This is a genomic window from Enterococcus sp. DIV1298c, from assembly GCF_017316315.1.
Taxonomy (GTDB): Bacteria; Bacillota; Bacilli; order Lactobacillales; family Enterococcaceae; genus Enterococcus_B; species Enterococcus_B mangumiae.
In genome coordinates, this window is sequence record NZ_JAFLWG010000011.1 from 65,803 (window position 1) to 91,991 (window position 26,189).

26 protein-coding genes are annotated in these 26,189 nt (G+C 39.9%); all 26 read right to left on the reverse strand.

The window, feature by feature from the left end:
- Nucleotides 1-29: 29 nt before the first annotated feature.
- The 26 genes from JZO83_RS02810 to JZO83_RS02935 all read right to left on the reverse strand — a co-directional run bounded on the left by JZO83_RS02810 (nt 30) and on the right by JZO83_RS02935 (nt 26,046).
- Nucleotides 30-461 (reverse strand): GNAT family N-acetyltransferase, encoded by a 432-nt coding sequence (locus tag JZO83_RS02810; RefSeq protein ID WP_242542356.1) that lies wholly within the window; start codon nt 459-461, stop codon nt 30-32.
- Between the two features lie 97 nt (nt 462-558).
- Nucleotides 559-1,122: a YtxH domain-containing protein gene (locus JZO83_RS02815; protein WP_206853702.1), complete on the reverse strand. Its 564-nt coding sequence runs from the start codon at nt 1,120-1,122 to the stop codon at nt 559-561.
- A 2-nt stretch (nt 1,123-1,124) separates the two neighbouring features.
- Nucleotides 1,125-1,568, reverse strand: a complete 444-nt coding sequence (locus tag JZO83_RS02820) for a DUF948 domain-containing protein (RefSeq protein WP_207114935.1) — start codon at nt 1,566-1,568, stop codon at nt 1,125-1,127.
- A gap of 124 nt (nt 1,569-1,692) precedes the next feature.
- Nucleotides 1,693-2,625 (reverse strand): UTP--glucose-1-phosphate uridylyltransferase GalU, encoded by a 933-nt coding sequence (gene galU, locus JZO83_RS02825; protein WP_207114936.1) that lies wholly within the window; start codon nt 2,623-2,625, stop codon nt 1,693-1,695.
- A gap of 22 nt (nt 2,626-2,647) precedes the next feature.
- Complete coding sequence (locus JZO83_RS02830; RefSeq protein WP_207114937.1) at nt 2,648-3,661, reverse strand: NAD(P)H-dependent glycerol-3-phosphate dehydrogenase; 1,014 nt, start codon at nt 3,659-3,661, stop codon at nt 2,648-2,650.
- 43 nt (nt 3,662-3,704) lie between these two features.
- Nucleotides 3,705-4,535 carry a prolipoprotein diacylglyceryl transferase gene (gene lgt, locus JZO83_RS02835; protein ID WP_207114938.1) on the reverse strand — a complete coding sequence of 277 codons (831 nt, stop codon included), beginning with the start codon at nt 4,533-4,535 and terminating at the stop codon, nt 3,705-3,707.
- Between the two features lie 17 nt (nt 4,536-4,552).
- Complete coding sequence (hprK, locus tag JZO83_RS02840; protein WP_206853690.1) at nt 4,553-5,491, reverse strand: HPr(Ser) kinase/phosphatase; 939 nt, start codon at nt 5,489-5,491, stop codon at nt 4,553-4,555.
- Between the two features lie 231 nt (nt 5,492-5,722).
- Complete coding sequence (locus JZO83_RS02845) at nt 5,723-6,079, reverse strand: phage holin family protein (protein ID WP_206853688.1); 357 nt, start codon at nt 6,077-6,079, stop codon at nt 5,723-5,725.
- Nucleotides 6,079-6,384 carry a PspC domain-containing protein gene (locus JZO83_RS02850; RefSeq protein WP_206853686.1) on the reverse strand — a complete coding sequence of 102 codons (306 nt, stop codon included), beginning with the start codon at nt 6,382-6,384 and terminating at the stop codon, nt 6,079-6,081. Before JZO83_RS02850 ends, JZO83_RS02845 begins: the two co-directional genes overlap by 1 nt.
- 152 nt (nt 6,385-6,536) lie before the next feature.
- Nucleotides 6,537-8,108 carry a daptomycin-sensing surface protein LiaX gene (gene liaX / locus JZO83_RS02855; RefSeq protein WP_207114939.1) on the reverse strand — a complete coding sequence of 524 codons (1,572 nt, stop codon included), beginning with the start codon at nt 8,106-8,108 and terminating at the stop codon, nt 6,537-6,539.
- Nucleotides 8,109-8,219: 111 nt separating this feature from the next.
- A complete protein-coding gene (locus JZO83_RS02860) occupies nt 8,220-8,978 on the reverse strand; it encodes a YibE/F family protein (protein ID WP_207114940.1) in 759 nt (252 codons plus the stop codon).
- Nucleotides 8,975-10,024, reverse strand: coding sequence for a YibE/F family protein (locus JZO83_RS02865; protein ID WP_207114941.1), 1,050 nt, complete (start codon nt 10,022-10,024; stop codon nt 8,975-8,977). The genes JZO83_RS02860 and JZO83_RS02865 overlap by 4 nt, the downstream gene beginning before the upstream one ends.
- 340 nt (nt 10,025-10,364) lie before the next feature.
- The gene (gene phoU / locus JZO83_RS02870) at nt 10,365-11,051 is read right to left on the reverse strand and encodes a phosphate signaling complex protein PhoU (RefSeq protein WP_206853669.1); all 687 of its coding nucleotides are present in this window, start codon (nt 11,049-11,051) and stop codon (nt 10,365-10,367) included.
- 12 nt (nt 11,052-11,063) lie between these two features.
- Entirely contained in the window at nt 11,064-11,822 is a 759-nt protein-coding gene (pstB, locus tag JZO83_RS02875; RefSeq protein WP_206853667.1) for a phosphate ABC transporter ATP-binding protein PstB, read from the reverse strand.
- A gap of 15 nt (nt 11,823-11,837) precedes the next feature.
- A complete protein-coding gene (gene pstB / locus JZO83_RS02880) occupies nt 11,838-12,644 on the reverse strand; it encodes a phosphate ABC transporter ATP-binding protein PstB (protein ID WP_206853665.1) in 807 nt (268 codons plus the stop codon).
- 14 nt (nt 12,645-12,658) lie between these two features.
- On the reverse strand, nt 12,659-13,543 hold the full coding sequence (pstA, locus tag JZO83_RS02885; protein WP_206853662.1) for a phosphate ABC transporter permease PstA: 885 nt from the start codon (nt 13,541-13,543) through the stop codon (nt 12,659-12,661).
- A complete protein-coding gene (pstC, locus tag JZO83_RS02890) occupies nt 13,543-14,463 on the reverse strand; it encodes a phosphate ABC transporter permease subunit PstC (RefSeq protein ID WP_207114942.1) in 921 nt (306 codons plus the stop codon). Before pstC ends, pstA begins: the two co-directional genes overlap by 1 nt.
- A gap of 115 nt (nt 14,464-14,578) precedes the next feature.
- Nucleotides 14,579-15,433 (reverse strand): phosphate ABC transporter substrate-binding protein PstS, encoded by an 855-nt coding sequence (locus JZO83_RS02895; protein ID WP_206853655.1) that lies wholly within the window; start codon nt 15,431-15,433, stop codon nt 14,579-14,581.
- Nucleotides 15,434-15,779: 346 nt separating this feature from the next.
- Nucleotides 15,780-17,228 (reverse strand): cardiolipin synthase, encoded by a 1,449-nt coding sequence (cls, locus tag JZO83_RS02900; RefSeq protein WP_207114943.1) that lies wholly within the window; start codon nt 17,226-17,228, stop codon nt 15,780-15,782.
- Between the two features lie 202 nt (nt 17,229-17,430).
- Nucleotides 17,431-18,315, reverse strand: a complete 885-nt coding sequence (gene ftsX, locus JZO83_RS02905; RefSeq protein ID WP_277989366.1) for a permease-like cell division protein FtsX — start codon at nt 18,313-18,315, stop codon at nt 17,431-17,433.
- Nucleotides 18,308-18,994: a cell division ATP-binding protein FtsE gene (ftsE, locus tag JZO83_RS02910; protein WP_206853647.1), complete on the reverse strand. Its 687-nt coding sequence runs from the start codon at nt 18,992-18,994 to the stop codon at nt 18,308-18,310. Before ftsE ends, ftsX begins: the two co-directional genes overlap by 8 nt.
- A gap of 111 nt (nt 18,995-19,105) precedes the next feature.
- Nucleotides 19,106-20,204, reverse strand: a protein-coding gene (gene prfB, locus JZO83_RS02915) for a peptide chain release factor 2 (protein WP_207114944.1) whose coding sequence is annotated in 2 segments (ribosomal slippage) — nt 19,106-20,131 and nt 20,133-20,204 — 1,098 coding nt in all. Because the reading frame shifts where the segments join, the coding sequence is not laid out codon by codon here.
- Nucleotides 20,205-20,600: 396 nt separating this feature from the next.
- On the reverse strand, nt 20,601-23,135 hold the full coding sequence (gene secA / locus JZO83_RS02920) for a preprotein translocase subunit SecA (protein ID WP_206853642.1): 2,535 nt from the start codon (nt 23,133-23,135) through the stop codon (nt 20,601-20,603).
- A 215-nt stretch (nt 23,136-23,350) separates the two neighbouring features.
- A complete protein-coding gene (gene raiA, locus JZO83_RS02925) occupies nt 23,351-23,902 on the reverse strand; it encodes a ribosome-associated translation inhibitor RaiA (RefSeq protein ID WP_010734910.1) in 552 nt (183 codons plus the stop codon).
- Between the two features lie 136 nt (nt 23,903-24,038).
- Nucleotides 24,039-24,740, reverse strand: coding sequence for a phosphoribosyltransferase family protein (locus JZO83_RS02930; protein ID WP_207114945.1), 702 nt, complete (start codon nt 24,738-24,740; stop codon nt 24,039-24,041).
- Nucleotides 24,721-26,046 carry a DEAD/DEAH box helicase gene (locus JZO83_RS02935; RefSeq protein WP_207114946.1) on the reverse strand — a complete coding sequence of 442 codons (1,326 nt, stop codon included), beginning with the start codon at nt 26,044-26,046 and terminating at the stop codon, nt 24,721-24,723. Before JZO83_RS02935 ends, JZO83_RS02930 begins: the two co-directional genes overlap by 20 nt.
- Nucleotides 26,047-26,189 lie beyond the last annotated feature (143 nt).

Below are 26,189 nucleotides of genomic sequence, written 5' to 3' on the forward strand. Positions count from 1 at the left end.
TATCTGATTCATCATGTACCCGTTTTTTTCTATTGACTTGATAATTGTTTCTTCAAGTAAAATTTTGTTGTCCCCACAAAAGGCATATCTTCGACCGAAGCAAATACGTCAAAACCGTATTTTTCATAGAATCTTCGTGCCTGATAATCTTGGGTATTGACCGTCATATACAGGCATTGATTTTCCAAGGCTTCTTGTTGAACGGCTTCGATCAATTGTGAGCCGATGCTTTCATGACGGTGCGATTGTTCTACACCGAGCAATGAGAGGTGCAAGGTATTCCCAAATAAAGATACCACTGCTCCTCCGAGCCATTTTTCATCCTTGATGGCACTGATCGAAATTGTCTTCGCTGTTAAGGGTTCATTTCCAGTAAAAGATTGCGTATATTGCTCGTTCAATACTGCAATGATTTTCTTTTCGTTTTTTTCAGTATCGCTTTTCTTGATTTCAAACATCATCAAACTCCTTCCTTAACTTCATGATAGAAGAGTAAAAAAAAGCACGAAACAGATGGCTATCTGATCGCGCCTTTTTGCTTTTACTGGTTACTCTCGCTTATTTAAACGTATCTTTTAAGTCTTCTTTTGCACTCGCTGCATCTTCTTTTGCCATCTCAGACAAGATTTTTGCATCTTCGGCAACTGGTTTCGCTTCTTCGATACCTTCTTTGATCGTGCTACCCGCTTGGTCTGCTGTATCTTTGACATCGATCAAGATATCGTCTTTAGCAGATGCCGCAGTGTCGCCTAAGTCAGCAGCAGATTTTTTGAAGCGATCAGATAGATCAGCTGATTGTTCTTTCAATGTAACTAAAATATCTTCAGATTCATCTCCTGCATCTGCTGTAGCGTCTGAAACTGTTTGTTTTACATTGCCAGCTAAGTCGCCAGCTTGTTGTGAAAGATCGTGTGCTTTTTCTTTTGCAATGCTTGTAAATTCAGTTGATTTTTCTTTTGCCATATCTGTATAATCAGAAGCCATATCTAGAAAATCATCTGCTTGTGCTGCTAATTCATCACGTAATTCTTTACCTGATTTTGGTGCAAGTAATAAAGCTGCCACCGCTGCTGCTGTCCCACCAATCACTGCACCTAGTAAAAATCCACCTTTTTTTGCCATGATTATTTTCCTCCTGTCGTATCTGTTGTTGGTTTTTTATGTTTGAAGAATTTCATTGCAGTACCACCGACTTTTCCAGCAACAGTTGCTTTTGCTGTTGTTTTCCCGATGCCACCGACTTTCGTTACGATGTTTCTACTTGAAGAATTCAATTCTGACACGCTCTCGCTCAAATCAGCGACAGCTGTAAATAAAGGATCGATCGTTGCTACTTTTCCATTGATATCATTCAACAATTCGTTACTTTTTACTAACAAGCCCTCGACTTGCCTCGATAAAAGATCAACATCCTTTGTAACGACTTCGATCGTTGTGTTTGCTTCATTTACGGTTTGTTCCGCTTTTTCAATCGTTTTTGCTAATCGAATCAATACGCGTACTAGAAAGACCACGAGTATCGCAAAAGCAATTGCTGCAATCAAGCCAGCAATTTCTCCAACTGTCATAATCAAGCCCCCTTCTCCTCTTCTTGCTATAAGGATAGCATTTTCGTATTTTTTAAACAAATATAAAATAGCAAAACGCTTCAACTACCTACAGTTTGATCAGCAGCTGAAGCATCTCGCTTGTTTATTTTTTGTCTGTTGATTGAGAAGTTTCTGTTGGTTTATTTAAAGATGTAGGAGCCTCTGCTGCTAAAGACTTACCTAATGACATGATATATTCTTTTAATGGTCCACCCACTTCTGGATGCGTCAATCCATATTCGATGCTCGTTTTCATAAAGCCAAATTTATCGCCCACATCATAACGTTTTCCAGTAAACTTACGAGCGAAAACGCGTTGTGTTTTATTCAACGTATCGATTGCATCTGTCAATTGGATCTCGTTACCTGCACCTGGTTTTTGTTCTGCTAACACATCAAAAATCTCTGGTGTCAATAAATAGCGTCCAATAATTGCTAAATCACTTGGTGCTTTACTTGGTTCAGGTTTTTCAACAAAATCTTTTACATTGAATAAACCGTCTTCTAATTCTTCTCCTGGATTGATGATCCCATATTTAGACGTATCTTTATGTGGTACTTGCATAACGGCGATCGTTGATGCATGTGTACGCTCGTAGTCATCGATCAATTGTTGTGTCAATGGGATCTCATCTTCCATGATGTCATCGCCTAACATGACAACGAATGGTTCATTCCCGATGAATGCTCTTGCTTGTAAAACAGCATGTCCTAGCCCTTTAGGATGCGATTGACGAATGAAATGAAGATTGACGTCAGTTGTTTCTTCAACTAATTTCAATAATTCAGTTTTTCCTTTTTCGCCTAAGTTCGTTTCCAATTCAATATTTGAGTCAAAATGATCTTCGATTGGACGTTTTGCTTTTCCAGTGACGATCAAGATATCTTCAATTCCTGATTTCAACGCTTCTTCTACGATAAACTGAATCGTTGGTTTATCAACGATCGGTAACATTTCTTTTGCCATCGCTTTTGTTGCAGGTAAAAATCTTGTTCCTAAACCTGCTGCTGGAATAACTGCTTTTTTTACTTTCATTTTTTTCTCTCCCTTAAAAATGTTAGTGAAATTCATTCTCTTGTTTGCCATCGCGCAACATGATTTCTGTTGCTGCTTCATTTATGATTTTGTGCTCATACAGCACTTCATAAATCGTTTGAGTGATCGGCATCTCGATCCCCATGGTCTCAGCTAATTCTTTAGCTGCTCGTGTGGTCTGCACACCTTCCACGACCATGCCCATATTGTCCAAGACTTCGTTTAACTCATGGCCTTGTCCAAGGAGATTACCAGCACGCCAATTTCTTGAGTGGATACTTGTACAGGTGACGATCAAATCTCCGACACCGCTTAGTCCTATGAAAGTCAGAGGATCCGCGCCCATTGCGACACCTAAGCGGCTGATTTCAGCTAATCCCCTTGTCATGATAGCCGCTTTGGCATTATCACCAAAACCTAGTCCATGGATTGCACCCGCTCCAATAGCAATGATGTTTTTCAAAGCGGCACCCATTTCAACCCCAATAACATCAGGATTCGTATAGATGCGGAAATAATGATTCAAAAACAATGTTTGAACAAATTGAGCAGCTGTTGCTTCTGTACTTGCTGCCGTGATCGTCGTGATATCCCGACGAGCCACTTCTTCAGCGTGACTTGGACCAGATAAGACAGCAATCGCTTGTCTTTTTTCTGCTGGGATCTCTTCTGCTAATATTTCAGAGATCCGCTTGTGTGTGCCTTGTTCCAAGCCTTTACTTGCATGGATGATCACTGGTTTTGTCTGCAATACTTGGACAAGGTCCTGACTGACAGAACGAATCGCTTTGGTTGGTACTACGAACAACACAGCGTCTACATCAGAAACTGCCTCAGCCATGTCTGTATAAGCAATGATCGATTCGGGCAATTGGTGATTTGGCAAATAACGCTCATTGGTATGCTTTTGATTGATTTCAGTGATCTGTGAGGCACGATGCCCCCAGAGTCGAACGTCATGACCATTTTCAGCTAGCACTTGTGCTAATGCTGTTCCCCACGAGCCAGCACCTAAAACCGCTACCCTATATCTCATTTTACCACTCCTGCAAATTTTTTCATTTTTTTCGACTTGGACCTTAGATAATCAATTGATTTTTCCCTAAAGATCGGTCGTAATCCGGTAAATTTCCTTTTTTTCGACGTAAAATGAATAGCACGATCGCTCCGATGAAAAGTACAGCGGATAGAAGCTGCGATACTCGAATCACATCAAAGAGGTAAAGACTATCTGTTCTCAGACCTTCGATGAAGAAACGACCAAAACTATACCACATCAAATAAACAAGTGCGACTTCTCCTTTTTTCAAAAGATGGGTTTTCTTTCGTAACAGCAAGAGAATGATCACGCCAACAAGACTCCACAACGATTCATAAAGAAACGTTGGCTGGCGGTAAATGCCATCGATATACATATTGTCGATGATAAAATTTGGCAAGTATAAGCTTTCTAAAAAACTTCTCGTTGTATCTGGGCCGAATGCTTCATGATTCATGAAATTCCCCCAACGTCCGATTGCTTGTGCTAACAAAACACTTGGTGCCGCAACATCTAAGAATGTCCAAATATCAATAAAGTGATATTTGGTATAAAAATATAACGTGATTCCACCAGCGATCAAACCGCCATAAATCGCTAAACCACCTGAGCGAATATTGAATATCTGGATGGGATTTTCGATATATTGTGGCAAGTCGAATAATATATAATACAAACGCGCTCCGATGATCGAAAGGGGTAATCCCCATAACATAAAGTCAGTGACATCTTCGGCTTTCATTCCAACTCTTACTGCTTCACGGCTGCTTAACCACATGGCAATGATGATGCCTGAAACAATGATCAACGCGTACCAGTAAATAGGGATTCCTAAAAGGTCAAAGGCGACCCGATTGATTTGTGCAACCATGCTTTCACTCCTTGGTATTATTGTCCGCCTGAATTTTCTTCGATCAAACGGCTCAATCTTTCTTCAAATGTTTTCGTTGCATCGAATCCCATTGTTTTTGCACGGAAATTCATCGCAGCAACTTCAATAATGATTGCGACATTTCGTCCGGTTTTCACAGGGATCTTGATTTGTGGAATCCCAACTTCTGCAATTTCAACAGAGGTATCTTCAGAACCTAAACGATCATATTTTTTATCTTTCGCCCAAGCTTCCAAGTAGACAGCTAATTGGACTTGCATCGAACCTCTGACTGCACTAGCTCCAAAAAGATTCATTACATCAATGATCCCGATGCCACGGATCTCAATCAAATGTTCAAGGATCTTTGGTGGTTCACCAATAACGGTCAGTTCATCTTGTTGATAGACATCTACTCGATCATCTGCAATCAAACGATGGCCTCTTTTGATCAACTCTAATGCCGTTTCACTTTTCCCGATGCCACTATCTCCTTGGATCAAGACACCCAACCCATAGACATCGACTAATACACCGTGAACACTTGTCCTAGGTGCTAATCGTCCATCTAAATAACTTGATAGCTCACCTAGCAACCGTGAAGTTGAAATTGGCGAGCGCAAGACTGCCATCCCGTGTTCATTTGCTGCTTGGATCATTTCTTCTGGCGCAGCTAATCCTCTAGAGATGATAAATGCTGGCATATCTTCACTACATAAGCGACGCATGATCATTAAACGCTCTTCTGGCATCATACGTTCTGCGAAGCTGATTTCTTTACTCCCAAATAACTGTAGTCGATCATGAGAATAATAATTAAAATAACCGGTCAATTCCAAACCAGGTCTGGAGATATCACCAGTTACGATGACACGATTTAAACTTTGCTCGTCACCAGTGACGATTTCTAATGATAGTTTTTCTACTAATTGGCTAACTTTTACCATTTCTGCCATTCGTGTACCCTCATTTCTATTAAACTGTTCTCTTTTATTTTATCATTCTATCGAAAAAAGTACTACCAATAAAAAGAACAAAGGATATCCTTTTCATTACACTCGTTTTTTCTATCAGTCGTTAAAGAAGAAAGCGCTATTAAAACTCCACTAAATAATAAGAGGAAGCGACATTTGCCACTTCCTCATTTGTCTTATTCTATGATGATACAATGTTCTTTGCATTGTTTTCTAATGGTTCTTGTCGAAATTCCGTTTACTCACCACGATATTTACGAATGACATGATCACTGCAATCACCAACGCTGAGCCAAATGACGAAAAGCTGAAATTAGCTGCTCCGACAAAGAAGGAGGTCATTTGTAAAATCAGTGCGTTGATAACAAAAGTGAACAAGCCGAAAGTCAATAAAGTAATCGGGATGGAAAAAAACATGATAAACGGTCTGATCAATAGATTCAATACGGAAAGAACAAAACTAGCCACGACTGCCGTCCAAATACTATTTACAAAAATCATATTTGGAAAGATGACTGCCAGAGAGATAAACGTCAGCGTACTAACAACAATACGTTGAAGATAAGACATTAAAAGTCACTCCATTCGTCATCGTTGATTTTCTCTGCCTCTTTTCGTTTATTGGTTTGTTCTCTGTAGTTATTTTTTTGATAATAATCGTTGTCATGTCCATAACGTCGTGAATCTCTTTTTCCTGACGGCACAAGTAAAGCCAACAGAATATATAAAATAATCGGGCTTCCAAATGCAACTAAACTTAAAAATACGTAGATTACACGTACTACTGTTGGGTCAATACCGATATATTCAGCGATCCCTGCTAAAGTACCAGTCAATACGATATTTTTATTTGATTTTGTCAACTTTTTTCTCATTATCTTTCACCTCTGTTCTACTATTTTAATGGAAGAAAACTGGTCTGACAATCTTACTTCAAAAGATTTATTGAATCGTAAATCTTTTTGATTCATATAAGTACGATTTTCGCTTCGAGCTTCCCCTTTTCAGAAAGTCGAAGCGAAAGAAATTATTTATCTGTGTCTTTTAGATAGATGCTACCTGTTGTCGTAGACAATTGGATATTCGCCATTTCATTTTCAGAAAGACGACGGAATTCTAACATTTGATTCGTGCGCTCTTTCTTTTCACGAATCACTTCATAGTCAGAAAGACGACTATTGATACTACCTAGGCTAGTTTTTGCATGTCCGTCCATACCGATAGTCGTTGGCAATGCAACTTTTACGTTCCCGTTGACTGAGCTTGCTTCGATTTTTTTCAAACGATCTTCTCTTACAGTCAAGCGAACATCGCCATTGACTAATGAAATCGCTAAGTTTTCAGGTGTTGCCCCAAAAGTAACTGTGCCATTGACAGTTTCAATGATGGAATCTAAGATATCGCCATTACGTACGTCGATATTCCCATTCACTCCACCAATCTCAAGCATCGTTGCGGCCATTTGTTCAACCACGATATTCCCATTCGTTGACTTCATGTAAATATCTTTGACATCTAAATCTTCAACTTGGATATTACCATTTAGCAATTTGATTGCTGTGTGGTCGTATGTGCGTTTTGGTAAGTAGAAAACTAGATCAGCACGCACGCGTTTGTTCGGGATTTGGAACGAAATGTGTTCATCGTTGACTTCGATCTGGCTACGTTCAGCAAATGCTTCATAAGGCTCAGCGCCCATTTTTCCGTAAAGTTTGATTTTCGCTTCCACTTTTACGTCTTCGCTATCCCAAGTTTTCACAGTCACGTTTCCGTTTGCTGCTTTGATGTCGATGATACTTGCTTGTGGTGCGCTGTAGTAAAATTCATGCTCGAATTTAGTCGTAGCGATTCCAGGTACACGTAAGCTGACATCTTTCCATTCCATATTGTCATTGACTGTTACAGATACAGTTTGGAAGGTTTTCTTTAAGAATTTACCTAACTGCGTTCCAGCTTCAGTCATTTTCTCGCCAACTTGGTTCAACGTATCGTTGGCTTGTTCTTTCCAATCTTCTGGTAAGTCAAATTTTTCAGCAAACGTATCTTTTTTCTCGTTCCACTGATTTTTACGGATATCTTTCAACTCAGCTTCAAGCTTGATGCGTTCTTCTGATAAAAGATCGCCAGCTTCTTCTAGTTCTTTGATTTCTTGTTCAAGTTGTTGGCGTTGTGCTAACTCTTCTTCAGACAATTGATCTAACTCTTCTTTTGTATTCAATTGCATCAATGTTTCCTGTTTTTCATTGCGTGCAATTTTATTTTCAAAAAGTTTTGCGTTGACTTCATCCAAGTGAGCAGAAGCTTTGTTTGCTTCAGTTGCCAACTCATCTAAGATTTTTTCTAGATTTTCTTGATCTTCTTGTTCTTTTTGTTTTGGATCTGCTTCTACCGTTTCACGTTCAGCTCTGCCATTTTCAAGTTCATCGATCAAGCGACTCGCTTCATCTGTTTCTTTATGATTAGCATGTACACGATCTGCCTCTTTTGCGATTTGCTTTTCGTCTTTTTCAGTTGCCATACTCTCCAATAGGTCTAAGCCTTCTTCTGTTGAAAGGATGCCCTTTTTAACTAGTTCTAAAATACGTTCTCTTTCTTTCATGGAAATTGCCTCCTTATAGCAAAAATTGTTTGCAAGCTTTTCCTTACATACATATTATGCAATGGTTTGAAGAAAAAGTCATAGGACTTAAGTTGTAACTTTCTCTCATTCTTAGGATGATTTTTCTTGCCGAGTGAAAAAAAATGAAGAAATGACTGATGTTATCGGTAAAACAAGGATTGCTGCACTTGTCGTGATCATTACTGTTACATATTCTAAAACGAACGTTTTTTCGTTGATCAATTGTCCAAAAGATAATTCTAGATCGATAAACCATAAAATCAGCGCTAAACAATTTCCCATAAAAGCAAAGACCAATGTCGTCACTGTGGTCGCTAAGATTTTTCTGCCGATCCGCAGACTTGATCTTACTAACTCACGATAGGTTTGTAATGGATTTGCAAGGTATACCTCATAGGTCGCACTGGCGATCGATACACTTGCATCTAAGACTGCCCCGCTCACACTGATCAATAAAATCGCCCGGGTCAATGCGAGAAAATCCAATGAAACATGTAAATCAAAACCTGTCAGCTCATCTAATTCGATTCTTGTAAAACCTTGTATCGCCAATTCAGATAGAAGTGGCGTCACGAATAAAAAGACAACTAGAAAGAATACTACACTAACAAATGCTGCTTTCATCTTTAAGTTATAGCCGTTAACAAAAAACAACGTCACACAAGTGATCAATAAAAAGATACCCACAGCACTTGGCAATACTGGCAAACGAAAATGGTAAAGAAGCAATAAGAGAAAAAACAAAAGTACATTGGCAAACAATCCTAAAATCGTATACAGACCATTTTTGCCTCCCACCAAAAAAATCAAAAGCACTAAAAGAAGGGTCAATAATAATAGTACATTCATCGACTCGCCCTCCGATAATTCAAATGACCTAAGTAACACAAGAGGGAGATCGGAATCGAAAGGACGATTCCCAGACTCCCGCTGATCACCCGTAACAATTCCAACGAAAGATGTAATTCAATTGCATCTCTCAAAGGCCAACCGTTACTAAAGTAAACAAGTAACATGGGGATCGTGCCGCTAATATAAACGAATAGTAAAATATTGGTCATCGAGCCGATCACATCTTGCCCGACCATTTGACCGGACTGCCACAATCGTTTCATGGTTAGGTTTGGCTGTTTGCTCACCAATTCATCCAAAGTCGTCGTGACAGTTACGACCGTATCCAACACACCACCGGTCATTCCGACTAATAAACTAGCCAAAAAAACGGAACGATAAGGTCGAGTCAAGTAGCTCATTTCCTCATAACGCAAGCCATTATCATTTAAGTATTCCATTACCAATAAACAAATTAGAAATGCGATACCTACACTACTAATAGTCGCTACGATTTTTACCAGTCCGCTTTTTTGCCAACCATCTAACGCAAAAACACCGATGATCGTCCCTAAAAAGACAAAAAGCATACTCGTCATAACTAATGATATTCCTTGTGTCTGTGTGAAGCCTTGCAGAAGGAATATCAGTAAAAAGAGATTGAGACCCACGCTGACCAAAGTGAACACCCCTGCTTTGCCGCCGATGAATAGTAACGCACATATAAATAAACTTGTAAAAAGAAACATCCAACCATCATTCTTTTTGCTCATTATTTGCCATTCATCCCCGATTTTTCTTACGAGATAGAGTTGATCAGGTTGGACTTTCGCGTGTTCGATTTGATTTTCTTGATACGGAACAGACAGAGTAAGAATCGTTCCTTTCGCTTCTGTATTCATTAATTCCCCTTTGATCACTTGTTGTTCCTCTTCTATCGAAGCTTGCTGGACTTGCATGATTGGTTCTTCATACCAAAATGTCGTGTTTTGGATTGCCCATGCGGCGAGGAAACAACTACAAAGGATCAAACATTTGATCAATAATCGAATTTTATTCTGCATACGCCTTCCTTTCATAGGTTGTGAAAGAAGCGTTTAGCACTAAGGCATAAGGCAAGAAAATTGAAAATGGCTTTTTCATTTTTGATTTTTTTGCCTTATGTCCGAAGTGTTGCTTCTTGAACACCGTTTATTCACTTCTAGGGGACAAGATAATTAATGTCCCAAATTTTTAAAATTTATAAAATGGTCAACTCCAAGCATCAGTCATCACCAAATTACAAATAATCATTCCCTACTTAATGTAAAAGCCAACCTCCAAAAATAGGACTCTATTTTCGGAGGTTGGCTTTTATCTCTCAGAAATCCTGCTCAGCATTTGATAAAAATCAATTGATGCTTTTTATCGTTGATTAGACTCTTCGTTATGGTTTGTATTCAACTCAGTGATTTTACCTGTGGCTAGATACACGATCCATTCACAGATGTTTGTTACGTAGTCACCGATACGTTCTAAATAACTTGCCACGTTCACATAGTCTGTTCCACTGATCACTGTTTCCGGATTGGATTGCATGTTTTTGATCGTTGCATTATAGATGCGATTGAACGATTCATTGACACGATGGTCCATGTTTGCAATCGTACGTGCGTCTTTCTCATCTGTTTTAACATAAGCGACTAAGACGTTATCCACCATTTTTTTAACGTAATCTGACATATCAGAGATTTCTTTTTCGATTTCAGGAATTCGTGTTTCTCCTTTAAGACGAATCGTTGATTTGGCGATCGATACAGCATGGTCAGCCATACGCTCTAGATCTGAACTTGCTTTCATTACTGTGATGATCGTCCGTAGGTCGGTCGTCACTGGTTGTTGTAAAGCAATCATTTCAAAGCTTTTTTTCTCTAAGCGTGTTTCCATATCATTGATCAAAATGTCATTTTCAATCACTTCTTTTGCCAGAACCTTGTCGTGTTTTGTGTAAGAGCGCACTGATTTATGCACGGCATTACTGACCATCATTCCCATTTCGTAAAATTGATTATGAAGGTTCAATAATTCTTCTTCAAATTGTGTTCGTAACATCCTCTTTCCTCCTTATCCGAATCGTCCTGAGATGTAATCTTCGGTTTCTTTTTTCTCTGGATTCATAAATATTTTTTTCGTATTGTTGAATTCAATCAAATTGCCATCTAAAAAGAAAGCTGTTTTGTCTGAAATACGTGATGCTTGTGACATATTGTGTGTCACGATGATCATTGTGTAGCGTTCTCTTAACTCTAACAACATACTTTCTATTTTACCAGTAGAAACCGGATCTAGGGCACTTGTTGGCTCATCTAGCAAAATAATGTCGGGATTGACTGCCAACACGCGGGCGATACAAACACGTTGTTGTTGTCCGCCGGATAAAGACAATGCACTTTTATGCAGTTTATCTTTAACATCTTCCCACACAGATGCTGCTTTCAAACTTTCTTCGACTACTTGGTCTAAAACTTTTTTGTCTTTTTCCCCTTTGATCTTCAATCCATAGATGACATTTTCATAGATGGAAAAAGGGAAAGGATTTGGTTGTTGGAACACCATGCCGATTTCTTTACGTAGGCCAACGATATCCGTTTTAGGACTGTAGATATCTTTGCCTTTATAAACCACACTACCAGTGATCGTCACACCTGGGATCAAATCGTTCATACGGTTCAATGAACGTAAATAAGTTGATTTCCCACAACCAGATGGTCCGATCATAGCCGTGATCTCGCCTTTATTGAAACTTAGATCAATGCCTTTCAAGGCTTCTTTTTCACCATAATACAGATGAAGATCTTTTGATGAGATAATTTCTTTTGTCATAGCAAGTCCTCCGTCTTAACCAAAATGACCGGACACATAGTCTTCGGTTGCCTGAATCTTTGGTCTAGTAAATATCTTGTTCGTCTTGTCATACTCGATCACATTTCCAAGATAGAAGAAAGCAGTATAATCACTGATACGGGCAGCTTGTTGCATATTGTGCGTTACAATGATGATCGTATAATCTTCTTTTAAATTGACTAATGTTTCTTCTACCGTCCCTGTTGAGATCGGATCTAAGGCACTCGCTGGTTCATCAAGCAACAAGATGTCAGGTTTCATTGCGATCGCACGAGCGATACATAGACGTTGTTGTTGTCCACCTGAAAGTGCCAAGGCACTTTTGTGTAAACTGTCTTTTACTTGATCCCATAACGCTGCTTGCTTCAAACTCGTTTCAACGATTTCATCTAATTTTTGTTTATTTTTCTCACCGTGTTGTTTCAGTGCAAACGTGATATTGTCATAGATCGATTTACTAAATGGGTTCGGACGTTGGAACACCATACCGATTCTTTTACGCATTTCGTAAACGTCGATTTGCGGTGCATTGACATCAACTTCTTTGTACATGATTTTTCCGGTGATCTTCGTATTAGCGATTCCATCATTCATCCGGTTCAACGAACGAAGGTACGTAGATTTCCCACATCCTGATGGTCCGATCAAAGCCGTGATCTTGTTTTTTTCAAATTCAAGATCTACCCCTTTGATGGCTTCGTTATCGCCATACCATACATGCAAATCATCTGTATATAGAGCGACTTCTTTTTCAGTGCCCATTTTGATGATGTTGGTTTCATTCATATTATATTCTTTCATTCTGCTTCTTCTCCTTAAGCTGAAGTCATTTTACGGTGCAGACGTTTTCCGATTGCTCGAGCACCAAAGTTGAATAGTAACACTGCAATGATCAATACCGCAGAAGCTCCTGCTGAAACGGAAACGCCATCTGGCATCGTTCCTTCTGTATTGATTTTCCAAATGTGGACAGCTAGTGTTTCAGCTTGTCGGAAGATACCGATCGGGCTGGAAATGCTCAATGGATTCCAGTTTGTAAAATCTAAGGCTGGTGCACTTTGACCAGCTGTGTAGATCAAAGCTGCGGCTTCTCCGAAAATACGACCAGAACTTAGGATGACTCCTGTTAGAATCCCTGGTGTCGCCTCAGGAACGACCACACGAAGCACTGTTTCCCAACGAGACAAGCCTAAAGCTAAACCGGCTTCACGTTGTGTGTAATGGACAGCTTGTAATGATTCTTCGACTGTCCGAGTCAACAAAGGTAAGTTGAAGACTGTCAAGGCTAAGGCACCTGAAATAATCGAGAATCCATATTGGAATTGGATGACGAAAACCAAGAAACCGAATAAACCGACAACAACAGAAGGTAATGAGCTAAGGATCTCGATCGATGTGCGGATCACATCTGTCAACCAGTTCTTCCCTGCATATTCAGACAAGTAGATCCCTGCACCAAGCGAGATTGGAAAACTAATGATCATTGTGATGATCAGTAAGTAGATAGAGTTGAATAATTGGATCCCGATCCCGCCGCCTTCTTGATACGCTTTTGACGGTTCAGTCAAGAATGACCATGAGATATGTGGAATACCGCGAACTAAAATATAAAGAAGCAACGCAGCGAGGATCAGGACAATGATGCCTGAAATCACATATAAAACACCTGTTGCTATTTTATCAGAACGTTTTGCATTCATTATTTCAATTCTCCCTTCTTACCGATCAAGCGGATAACGATATTAAAGAATAATGACATCAAGAGTAAGATCAGAGCCAATGACCAAAGAACATTATTTTCAACAGTTCCCATGATCGTATTCCCGATACCCATCGTCAAGATCGATGTCAGCGTCGCAGCTGGTGTTGTAAAGCCTGTTGGCATCAATGCAGCATTACCGATAACCATTTGGATCGCCAAGGCTTCACCGAAAGCACGAGCCATCCCGAAAACGATTGATGTCAAGATTCCTGGAACTGCCGCACGTAAAACTACTTTATACGTTGTTTGCCATCTTGTCGCTCCCAATGCAAGCGAAGCTTCACGATAATGTCTTGGAACAGCTTTTAACGCATCGACAGTCATTGTTGTAACTGTCGGTAAGATCATGACGAACAAGACAAATGTTCCGGCTAAAATACCAAAACCAGTTCCACCGAAAATGCCACGGATAAATGGAACGATGACTGATAGACCGATAAAACCATAAACAACTGAAGGAATCCCTACAAGTAGCTCAATGACCGGTTGTAAAATCTTTGTTCCGTTTTTGGGTGAAATTTCCGTCATAAAAACGGCTGCACCGATCGCAAACGGTGTTGCAATGATAGCAGATAAAAAAGTGACGATAAACGAGCCCGCGATCATCGGTAGGGCTCCAACCATTGGTTTGCCATCCGGCCCTAACGCACTCGGATTCCAATTTGTTCCAAACAAGAAATCAAAGATATTGATTTTATCAACAAAAAAGGTCGCTAACCCTTTGCTGGCAACAAAATAAAATATTGCTAAAACAACCACTACGATCAACGCAATACATAAAAAGCTGATAAACTTTCCACGTTGTTCCATTTTCGAGCGCTTGGATTTAGTTACTAGTGCTTTTTTTACATCTTCCACAGATGATTCCTCCTTGGTCCTTTAACATACCTATACAGTCTACTAAGCGAATATCAATTTGATTTTAATAACATGTAAATTTTTTGCTAACTTTGTAAATTTTGTGTAAAGATGGTTAATTCACCACATTACCTTCCCAATCACGTTCAACTTCCATTCTGGAAACCGGAATATAGCCTAGATCACCGACAATATTGTTTTGTACTTCATCAGACAAGATGTAAGCTAAGAAGTCTTTCGTCAATTGACTTGTTTCTTTTCGTGTATACATATGTTCATATGCCCAGATCGTCCAATCATTTGTCGTTACATTCTCTTCAGTTGGTTCCACACCGTCGATTTTCAATGTATCTACATCTTTTGATACATAAGAAAAGGCCACGTAGCTGATTGCTCCTGGTGTATCAGCAACGATTTGACGAACCATTCCACTAGAATCTTGTTCTTGTGAACGAATCGCTGTCTCGCCGTCTAAGACCCATTTTTCAAAAGTAGCTCTAGTTCCACTGCCTGCTGCACGGTTCAAGATGACGATGGGCTGATCTTTCCCACCTAATTGTTTCCAGTTCGTTAGTTCACCAGTAAAAACTTTTCTCAAATCTTCCATTGAAATGTTTTCGATACCGACTTCTTTATTGACGATCGGTGTGATACCGACAACTGCCACTCGATGGTCGATCAATGCAGCTGCATCGATTCCTGATTTCTCTTCTGCAAACAAATCAGAATTCCCGATCTCCACAGCTCCTGATTGGACTTGAGATAAACCAGTCCCGCTTCCTCCACCTTGTACATTGATAAATTTACCAGGATTTTCTGACTGGTAAGTTTCAGCAACCGTCTCCACTAAAGGCTGTAAAGCGGATGATCCGACCGCTGTGATTGATTCTCCTTGATCGACTAGGTTTGAACACCCAGACATTGTTATGGCTAGTACAATCATTGGTAATAATAAACGTAATTTTTTCATTAGAAATCTCCTTCAATCCTAAAGTAAATCCATTTTAACATTTTCATTATTACTTGAAAATCAATTGATTTTATTAAATAACAAATAATTTAATATAATTGAAAAAAATACTATCTCAATAAATTTTTCTATGCTATACTGGCATTGAAATGTGTCTCTGTACCAAGCAAGCATTAACTTATTTCTTGCTTTCCCCAAAAAACAAGAAATACCCCAAAAGTTAATTCCCGCTCTTGCGAGACGCTTTCTCCATTTCTTGTAATGAACTACAGAAATGGCCCCGATAGAAAAGGACATGAAAATCTACTCTAACGAGTCTATTTCATGTCCTTTTTTGTTCACTTTTTTACAAGAGTGGGGAGACAAGACGAGCCAAGCCCTCTTTTAGCTTGATCACCAAACCTCGTGCCTCATAGCGTTCTTTTGTCAGGCGCTCAGAAACTTTCGCATCCTCAAAAAAAGCACCGCGAACTTGCGTGGCGAGTCGTTCATCATAGATCAATGTATTCACTTCAAAGTCTAGACGGAAAGAACGCACGTCGATATTTGCAGATCCTACGGAAACGATGCCGCTATCGATGATCATTGTTTTCGCATGGATAAAACCATTTTCATAGGTTTCGATGATTGCACCATATTCAATCAGTTCTGCAGCAAAAGAATATGTTGCCCAATAGACTAATGGATGATCTGGTTTGTTAGGAATCTGTAAATGGACTTTCACGCCCGACAATAAAGCCAATTTCAAGGCTTCATGAATCGATTCATCTGGAATATAATACGGTGTTTGGATCAAAATCTCTCGTTTAGCAAGTGAGATCATTTTAAGGTACGTCATTTTGATCTGTTCATGTTCTGAGTCTGGACCACTGGTTACGACTTGTAAAGCAATCTCCCCGCCTGAAGCAATGCTTGGGAAATAGCGTGCCGCATAGTTTACTTCTTTTGTATGTTGGGAATTCCAGTCCATCAAGAAACGGTTTTGTAACGCATAGACTCCTTCACCATAGATCCGTAGGTGATTATCTCGCCAATAACCAAATTTTTGTACGAGTCCCAAATACTCATTTCCGACGTTGAATCCACCAGTATAACCAATCTGTCCATCGATCACTACGATTTTTCGGTGATTGCGATAATTGATCCGCGGGTTCAAATAAGGAACAAAAAGCGGGAAAAAGAATGCCACTTCTCCGCCAGCTTCCTTCAACTCATGGAAGAACTTAGACGAAACTTCTGTTGATCCCCACGCATCTAACAAGACCCGCACTTGAACGCCTCTTTTTGCAGCCGCAGTCAATGCTTGGCATACTTCAACGCCTAAGCTATCACTACGATAGATATAATACTGTAAATGGATGTGATCGGTCGCTTGATCGATATCCTCGATCAGACGGTCAAATTTCTCACGACCATCGGTAAATAATGTGACATCATTACTTGTGGTGTACAAGGTGCTTTCACCAACAGTCAACATGTAGATCAACTGTTTTACATCAACTTGTCCAGTAGGCGGGTGCGGGTAAAGCCCGCGCATCAATGCCTGCCGATCCTCTTCAATCTCTAAGTTCTTCCCGATCTTTCCTTGGATCTTCAAATCAAAAATCTTATCTTTTGAAATGCCTCGCCCAAAGAATATGTAAAGGAAAAAACCAAGGATCGGGATAAATGTCAACACCAGCAACCATGCCCACGTCTGAGCAGTCTCTTTTCTTTCTGTAAATACGATTACTAGAGATAATAGTGTATTCGTAAGTAGCAAGATCGTTGAAAAATTATCAAAAATAATATCCATTGTTTCACCTCTTGTCTGGCTATCTTCTCTAGGATAGCGAAGTTGTTTTGTTAAGTAAAGAAAAAGTATCGATTTACCTGTTATATGCTTTGGTCAGAGCGTTTTTCAGCCTAGACAAACAACTTCCCTAATAAAATAAGAAGAATTTTGCGTACAAAAAAACCAGCAGGATCGCTCCCACTGGTCTGTTTCAAATCGTAAATTAAAATTTCAAAAATCTTCTCATTGAAATAATCGAACCTAATGAACCAATGATGACACCAATACCGGCCATCAATACGTCGATTTTCCAAACGATCTCCTGTGGCTGTATCAACGAGTAATTTGAGCGCAACAAGGTTGGATTGAGTAAACCATAGATTTGTTGATACCCAAATGTAATGATCAATACAGGAAGAATCGCACCGATCAAACCGATCCAACCACCTTCCAAGAAGAACGGCCAGCGGATATAGCCATTTTTGGCACCAACTAAGCGCATGATCTGGATTTCTCTTTGGCGGGAAATGATCGTAATACGAATCGTATTTGAGATCAAGAACATCGCAACGAACAATAGTAATGCAGCAGCTGCTAAGCCCCACGTACGAACAGCAGCGGCGATATCAAAGATACGGTCAGATGAAGTTCCGCCGTAATCCGAACGGAAAACATTTTTCAACTTCGCTGCTTCTTCAGAAACTTCTTTTGTATGTGAAGGTTCTGTCGTTGTTACTACGTACACATCATACAACGGATTGCCGTCTCCTTCAAACAAACTCCATGAATCACCCATTTGATCTTGGATTTTCTTTAATTCCTGATCTTTACTTGAAAAATCAACGTTCTTGACATGATCAAGCTCTTTCAACTCTTTTTCGAGTGTTTCCATGTCTTTTTCACTTGTTCCGATATCAACGAATACTGAGACATCTACGTTGCCTTCAATATCTTCAGCTAATTTAGTCGCATTCATGATGATCGCCATAAATACACCGACTAGTGTCAATGTGATCGTTACTGCACTGATCGAGGCGATCGTCATCCAACCGTTTCGTTTTAAACTTTTGATACTTTCTAATAAATGGCGGAAAAAGGTTCTAATCATCGTATCCATATTCCCCTTCCGCTTGGTCACGAATAATCCGGCCATTCTCAATAGCGATTACTCGGTGACGAATTGTATTAACGATCGTACTATTATGTGTCGCCATAACGACAGTCGTGCCTTGTGCATTGATCCGATCCAATAACTTCATGATCTCCCATGAGTTTTCCGGATCCAAGTTTCCTGTCGGTTCATCTGCAATCAGTACTTTCGGTGTATTCACGATCGCTCGCGCAATCGACACACGTTGTTGTTCCCCACCTGATAGTTCACTTGGGAAAACACGTACTTTATGCTTCAAGCCAACGAGATCTAACACTTCCATTACCCTTTTTTTAATGTCGCGAGGCTTTCTGCCGATTACTTGCATCGCATAAGCGACATTTTCGTATACCGTTTTTCGAGGTAATAATTTATAGTCTTGGAACACTACTCCAATTTCTCTACGTAAATAAGGTACTTCACGATCCTTGATTTCCATTAGATCATGGCCAGCAACGTTCAACGTGCCTTTCGTTGCTTTTTCTTCTCGGTACATCAACTTGATGAATGTAGATTTACCAGCACCAGATGGTCCTACTACATAGACAAACTCTCCTTGGTCAATGACGATCGAGAGATTTCGGATAGCCGTGGTACCATTTGAGTACTTCTTCATTACATCCTTCATTTCAATCATGGCGTTCTCTCCATATCTTTTCAGTCTTTAGTCATTATAGCATGGGAATGTTTCAGCTTGCTTGCGAAATCTTACAATTTTATTTCAATTTACTGCCAAGACGATCATCTCTTAAATGTGCATTTTTAAGTAACCATCGATGAACGGGTCTAATTCACCATCCATCACCGCTTGAACATTACCTGTTTCTACATTTGTTCGGTGATCTTTGACCATTGAATAAGGATGGAAAACGTAAGAACGGATCTGTGAACCCCATCCGATTTCCATTTGTTCGCCACGCAACGCAGCTGCTTCTTGCTCTTTCTTTTCCACTTCTAATTGATAAAGTTTGGCTTTCAGCATCCCCATCGCTTGTTCACGGTTTTTTAATTGTGAGCGTTGTGCCTGACTGGCAACGACAGTACCTGTTGGCAAATGAGTGATTCGAACCGCAGATTCAGTTTTATTGATGTGCTGTCCACCAGCTCCACTTGCGCGATAAGTGTCGATCTTCAAATCATCAGGGTTGATCTCGATATCGATCATGTCGTCTAGTTCCGGCATCACGTCCACCGAACAAAAGGATGTATGTCGGCGTTTCGCAGAATCAAACGGTGAGATCCGGACTAAGCGATGCACCCCTTTTTCCGATTTCAAATAACCATAAGCATTATGCCCTTTGATCAACAATGTCACACTTTTGATACCCGCTTCATCACCTGCTTGATAGTCTAACATCTCTACTTGGTAACTGTGTTGCTCTGCCCAACGTGTGTACATGCGCAACAACATACTTCCCCAGTCTTGAGACTCTGTTCCACCAGCACCTGGATGAAGCTCAACGATCGCATTATTGCGGTCATAAGGTCCATCTAATAACATCGCTAATTCATAAGTCGTCATCTTTTCTGCTAAAAAGCTGATTCGTTCTTGCGCCTCTTCTTGCATTTGCGCATCTGGCTCTTCTTGTAACATTTCCACCATCAACTCTAATTCTTCTAACTCTTGAGCAAGTTCATTGAACTGGTCATAGGTTTCTTTGTTTGCGTTGTTTTCATTGATTACTTTTTGTGCTGCTTCACTATCATCCCAAAAACCTGGTTCAGCCATTTTTGCTTCTGCTTCAGCAATATCTTCTTCCAGCTGATCTAAGTCAAAGAGACCCTCTAAAACTTGTGACTTTCTCTTGCATTTCGGTTAGGAGGTTTCGAATCTCAGAAATTTCCATTTCGATTTCCTTCTTTCTGTCTAATCTTCATTGTTTAGTCTACCAGAATCTTGTGCGAACAGAAAGAATAAGATGCGACTGCACGTCCTTCTTCCTCTCACCCAGTTCTTATAAATAGTAGAGATTTGTGTGTGCCAAAAGCAACCTCTTCGGAAATAAGGTGAAATCCACAAAAATTCAACGAACAATTTTTGCGGATTCCACCTTATTATTAGAGGCTGAATATTTCTTGACCTCAGGGTATCCATACCAATCGAAAATTGGATTTTAGGAATCCCCTAACTATTTTTGTTTGTAAAGAGAATCGCTCAGAAAGGTGTAAGCGAAGTTTTCTCTTCTATATTTTTCAAGTAGCGCTAATCAATCTCAATGATTTATTTTTCTGATCACTAAAGGTTAATTAGCATTTTTACCATGACAGTTTTTGAATTTCTTGCCACTGCCACATGGACATGGGTCGTTACGTCCCACTTTGTTGACGTTGACAGGTTGTGATTTCACATTCAAGCGACTGTTTTCTTTCGCGTCACCTTCCGTTGGTTGAACAGGTTGTCCTTGAGACACTTGTTCACGTTGAACGTTTTGACGGATCTCAGCTTTCATAAAGATACGTGTCACTTCATATTCGATCGCACCGATCATGTCTTCAAACATTTTATATCCTTCTGTTTGATATTCAACAAGCGGATTGTTTTGTCCGTAGGCACGTAATCCAATCGATTGACGCAATTGATCCATCGCATCGATATGGTCTGTCCACTTAGAATCGACGACACGTAAGATCACAACTTTTTCAAACTCAAGCAATTGCTCAGGGCCATTTAGTTGTGCTGCTTTCGTGTTAAAGATTTCTTGCGCTTTTTCATTTAAGAAATCTTTGATTTGTTGTGGTGTCTTGCCTTCTAGATCAGCCATTGAAATGCTGTCTTCATGGACAAGTGTACTACCGGCAAAGTCAACGATCCCTTCAAGATTCCAGTTTTCTTTTTCAAGTTGTGTATGTGCATCCACCACTCGACTGATCGTGCGTTTGACCATATTCATCAATGGTTCAGATAAACTTGTTTCTTCCATGATCACGTCTTGGCGTTGTTTATAGATGACTTCACGTTGTTCACGCATCACGTCATCGTATTGAAGAACGTTTTTACGTGTATCGTAGTTGTTTCCTTCGACACGTTTTTGCGCAGATTCAACTTGTTTCGTCAACATCTTGCTTTGGATCACCGCATCTTCTTCACCGATCTTCATGCGTTCTAAGAATGCTTTGATTCGTTCTGAACCAAATCGTTTCATCAAATCATCTTCAAGAGACAAGTAGAATTGTGACATCCCTGGATCTCCTTGACGACCTGCACGTCCACGTAACTGGTTATCGATACGTCTTGATTCATGACGCTCTGTACCAATAACAGCTAAACCGCCTAACTCACGGACTCCTAAACCTAACTTGATATCCGTTCCCCGTCCGGCCATGTTCGTCGCGATCGTCACTGCTCCTTTTTGACCAGCATTCATGATGATCTCGGCTTCTTTAAAGTGGTTTTTCGCATTTAAGACTTCATGAGGGACGCGTTCTCGGTTCAATAGATCAGAAAGCAATTCAGATGTTTCAACTGCAACCGTACCTACAAGAACGGGTTGACCTTTACGGTAACGATCTTTGATGTCTTGAACAACTGCATTGAACTTGCTAGTTAATGTCGGATAAAGTAAATCTGGACGATCATCACGAATGACCGGACGATTTGTAGGGATTTGGATTACTTGGATGTTATAGATTTCTCTAAACTCTTCTTCTTCTGTTTTCGCTGTCCCTGTCATACCAGACAATTTTTTGTACATACGGAAATAGTTTTGGAAGGTGATCGAAGCCATTGTTTTGGTTTCATCTTCGATCTCCACGCCTTCTTTTGCTTCGATTGCTTGGTGCAACCCGTCAGAATAACGACGTCCATCCATGATACGACCAGTAAATTGGTCAACGATCATTACTTTACCGTCTTGAACCACATAATCGATATCTAAGATCATAATATAGTTCGCACGTAATGATTGATCGATATGATGCGTCAAGGCAGAATTTTCGATATCGTATAAGTTATCCAAACCGAAAGTTTCTTCTGCTTTTTCGATCCCTGATTCAGTCAAACTGATCGTTTTTGATTGTACGTCGATCTTATAATCTTCTTCTTCTTTCAAGCGTTTGACAAAATTATCTGCACGAGTATATAAAGCAGTTGATTTTTCTGCTTGTCCAGAAATAATCAATGGTGTTCTAGCTTCATCGATCAAGATCGAATCGACCTCATCGACGATTGCATAGTTCAATGGACGTTGTACCATTTGATGACGGTATACGACCATGTTATCTCTCAAATAGTCAAATCCTAGTTCATTGTTCGTGCTATACGTAATGTCACAATTGTAAGCTTCACGTTTTTCGTCTGCTGATTTTGAATTGATATTCAAACCAACTGTCAAACCTAAGAAGTTATATAATTCACCCATTTCATTGGAGTCACGAGTGGATAGGTATTCATTGACTGTGACAACGTGAACGCCTTCTCCTGTCAAAGCATTTAAATAAACAGGCATCGTAGCAGTCAAGGTTTTCCCTTCACCGGTACGCATCTCTGGAATATTCCCATCATGAAGGACGATCCCCCCCATCAACTGGACAGGATAAGGGTACAAACCTAATACGCGCTTCGCTGCTTCACGAACCACTGCGAAAGCTTCTGGTAAAAGTTGATCTAATGTTTCCCCTTTTTTATATCTTTCTTTGAATTCTGTTGTTTTTGCTTGTAATTGTTCATCTGTTAATGCTGCCATTTCATCAGCATGAGCTTCGATTTTTTTTACAATACTTTCTAAACGTTTTAGTTCTTTCTTATCATTTTCGATAATCGAACGAATAAAATTGGCCATGCGTTGTGTAATCTCCTTTTATATAATATCCAAACTATGTAGACTCTTTTCCTATTTTATCATTAGTTGTGGATAAATGAAATAACTTACGTCAATTAAAGTAATATCTTCATAATTATTTCATATTCTTTTTCATATGCTCAAGCGAAAAAAAAGCTTGCAGTAGCCATCATAGGCCACTGCAAGTTTTTTTCATGTTATTATTTCGTTATTTATCAATCAGTTTCGATCAATCCATATTTGCCATCTTTACGACGGTAAACAATGCTTGTACCATTCGTTTCAGCATCTTCAAAGATGAAAAAGTTATGGCCTAACATATTCATTTGTAAGACTGCTTCTTCGCTGTCCATTGGTTTCAATGACAAACGTTTTGTGCGAACGATATCTAATTCAGATTCGTTTTCTTCTTCGTCTTCATTGTTGAACATAACCGCAGCGTTCGCTGTGTTCAAGCCAGTTTCACGAGATTTACGATTGATTTTTGTTTTGAATTTGCGGATTTGACGTTCCAATTTATCAACAACCAAATCAATACTTGCATATAGATCTGGTGAAGTTTCTTCGGCACGTAATACGAGATAAGGTAATGGAATCGTAACTTCCACTTTTGCTGTTTTTTCAGTATAAACTTTTAAATTCACATGCGCCGTAGCATCGGGAGCATCGCTGAAATAACGTTCTAATTTCCCTACTTTTTTCTCAACGTAGTCACGAATCGCTTCAGTTACTTCGATATTTTCGCCGCGTACATTATATCTAAACATAAAAACTACCCCTTTCATCTACCACAATCAAGAAGGAGAAGGACCACTCTTTCCCTCTTCTTATATCCATTATATCGAACTCCTAGGCTTTTGCAAACTAAATCGCTGTCATTTTACGATGGTTTCTATAAAAAGCTTATCTAGCAAGTGAGAACGTCTGTACTTTATTCGGTGACTGCGGAAAGAGGCATGAGGCTGCATGAAACATTGTTTGACCAGTCGTGTAAACATCGTCGATCAACAAGATATTTTTTCCTTCGATTTTATTTTTATCATCTTGATATACGAACGGCTGTGGCGTAGCAAGACGTTGTTCCCTTGTCTTCTTTGCTTGTGGTGTCTGGTGTTTTTCTCTCAGCAATAATTCTTGAAAAGGAAGTCCTGCAGCTTTCAACATTTCGCTGACTTGATTGAACCCTCTTTCTTTGATTCTTTCCTCAGACAATGGAATTGGACAAAAAATAAACGACTTGTAGCGTTTTTTTAATTCTTGCAATTCTACGATAAATGTCTGTGCTAACTGGATGTTTCCCATAAACTTATACTGTTTGAGCCAAGCTTGGAACGCTTTATCATAATGGAACAAAGCTCGATGGCAAAATGCATAGTTAGGATGACGCGCAAGCCAAGTCAAACAGTCTGGACAATACCTGCTCTGAGCAATATCAAGGTTACTCACTCCTTTTTGACATCCCTGGCAGTGACGGTTGTCTTCTTGTTGGATACGTTGGAATAAGGAATGACAGGCAGCGCAACATCTAGGGATTTTTGCCAGCCCAAGCAATTCACTTAATTGCAAATTTCTGATGGATGGTTTCTTACAATAGACGCATTTCATCACGTTGCGCTTTTCCTTTTCGGTTCATTTGCTTGATTTCTTTACATGCTTTTGCAATCGCCAGTGTTTTTTCTTCATACAAGAAATAGACTTTGCTATTCGTAAATCCTCCCTTTCGATCCGCCCGCCCTGCGATTTGGACTAGGGACGATTTGCTGAATACAGGGTGGTCAGCACCTAAAACGATGACTGAGATTCGCTCAAAGGTCACACCACGCTCTAAGATCATCGTAGTCAAAAAAAGATCGTATTGCTGTTCTCTCATACTCTGGACTTTTTGGCTACGCCTCTCATCTCTTGAGGAGGCAGATACAATGCGACATGAAAGTTGGTTTTTCAACTGATTTTCCAGTTGTTCCATTAATTGGATACTTGGGCAAAACAACAAGACGTGATTCTCTTTGATCAGTTCATGGATCAAACGGCGCAACGGTCGGTTTTTTCTTGGGTGCAGACAGCGACTCGCCCACTTGTTCCAAAAAAGCAAGCTAGGTTCCGGCAATAACCGTTGATGAAAGCGCAAAGCCAGCTGGTGGATAGCCATCGTGGTTCGACTTTTTTTCAATAATCGGTCGTCTGGTGTCGCGCTTAAATAGATCAGTTTTCCGCTTGGTTGCAAAGCTGTTCTCACTGCGTAATTCAAGCCTTGATCACCAACAAATGGAAAAGCATCGACTTCATCGACCACTAATAAGGCAAATGCCTGATAAAAACGGTACAACTGATGCGTTGTGCAGATCACTACGGAACTGTATCGATAAGGTTCTTTTGCTTTTCCATGAAGCAAACCAATCGTTTCTTCAGGAAACACATTCACTAGTCGGAGATATAGTTCCTGACAAACATCGATCCTTGGTGAGGCAATAGCGACTCTATTGCCTTTTTCTAATGTCTTGCGGATACTCTCGTAAAGCATTTCAGTCTTACCTGATCCTGTGACTGCCCATACCAAATGCTGACCAGACTGCTCACTGAGTTCACTCGAAATCCGTTGTTGCAACACTGTCAGTTGTCCTTCCCAGCAGTATTTTACACGGCGTTCCTGCCCCTTTGGTTGTTCGAATAAGTAGAGTTGTTGCAAGGTATCGCAACGCCCTAAAAGTAGACAATGGGGACAGTAATAACAAGATTCGTTGATCTTTGCTTCTTGCAATGGCGTTCTTTGGCTGCAACGATTGCAGTAAACTTGCTTTCTTTTTAGTGTGACTGCATCGACCACTTTATACTTTGATTCCGTAAAATGATGTTCATTCCCGTCGACGTCTCTCGACAATAAACGGCGCCCATGAAAATCCTCCACTTGCATGTTCAATTCTCTCCTTTCGTAAAATAAATACGATAAAAAAAAGATTCTCACGTGCAAAAGAGATACAAAAAAAGTATGAAACTGAAGTCTGAGAAAAAAGTAAAATTTACTTTTGCTGTATACCTAAAAAACGAATAAACGGC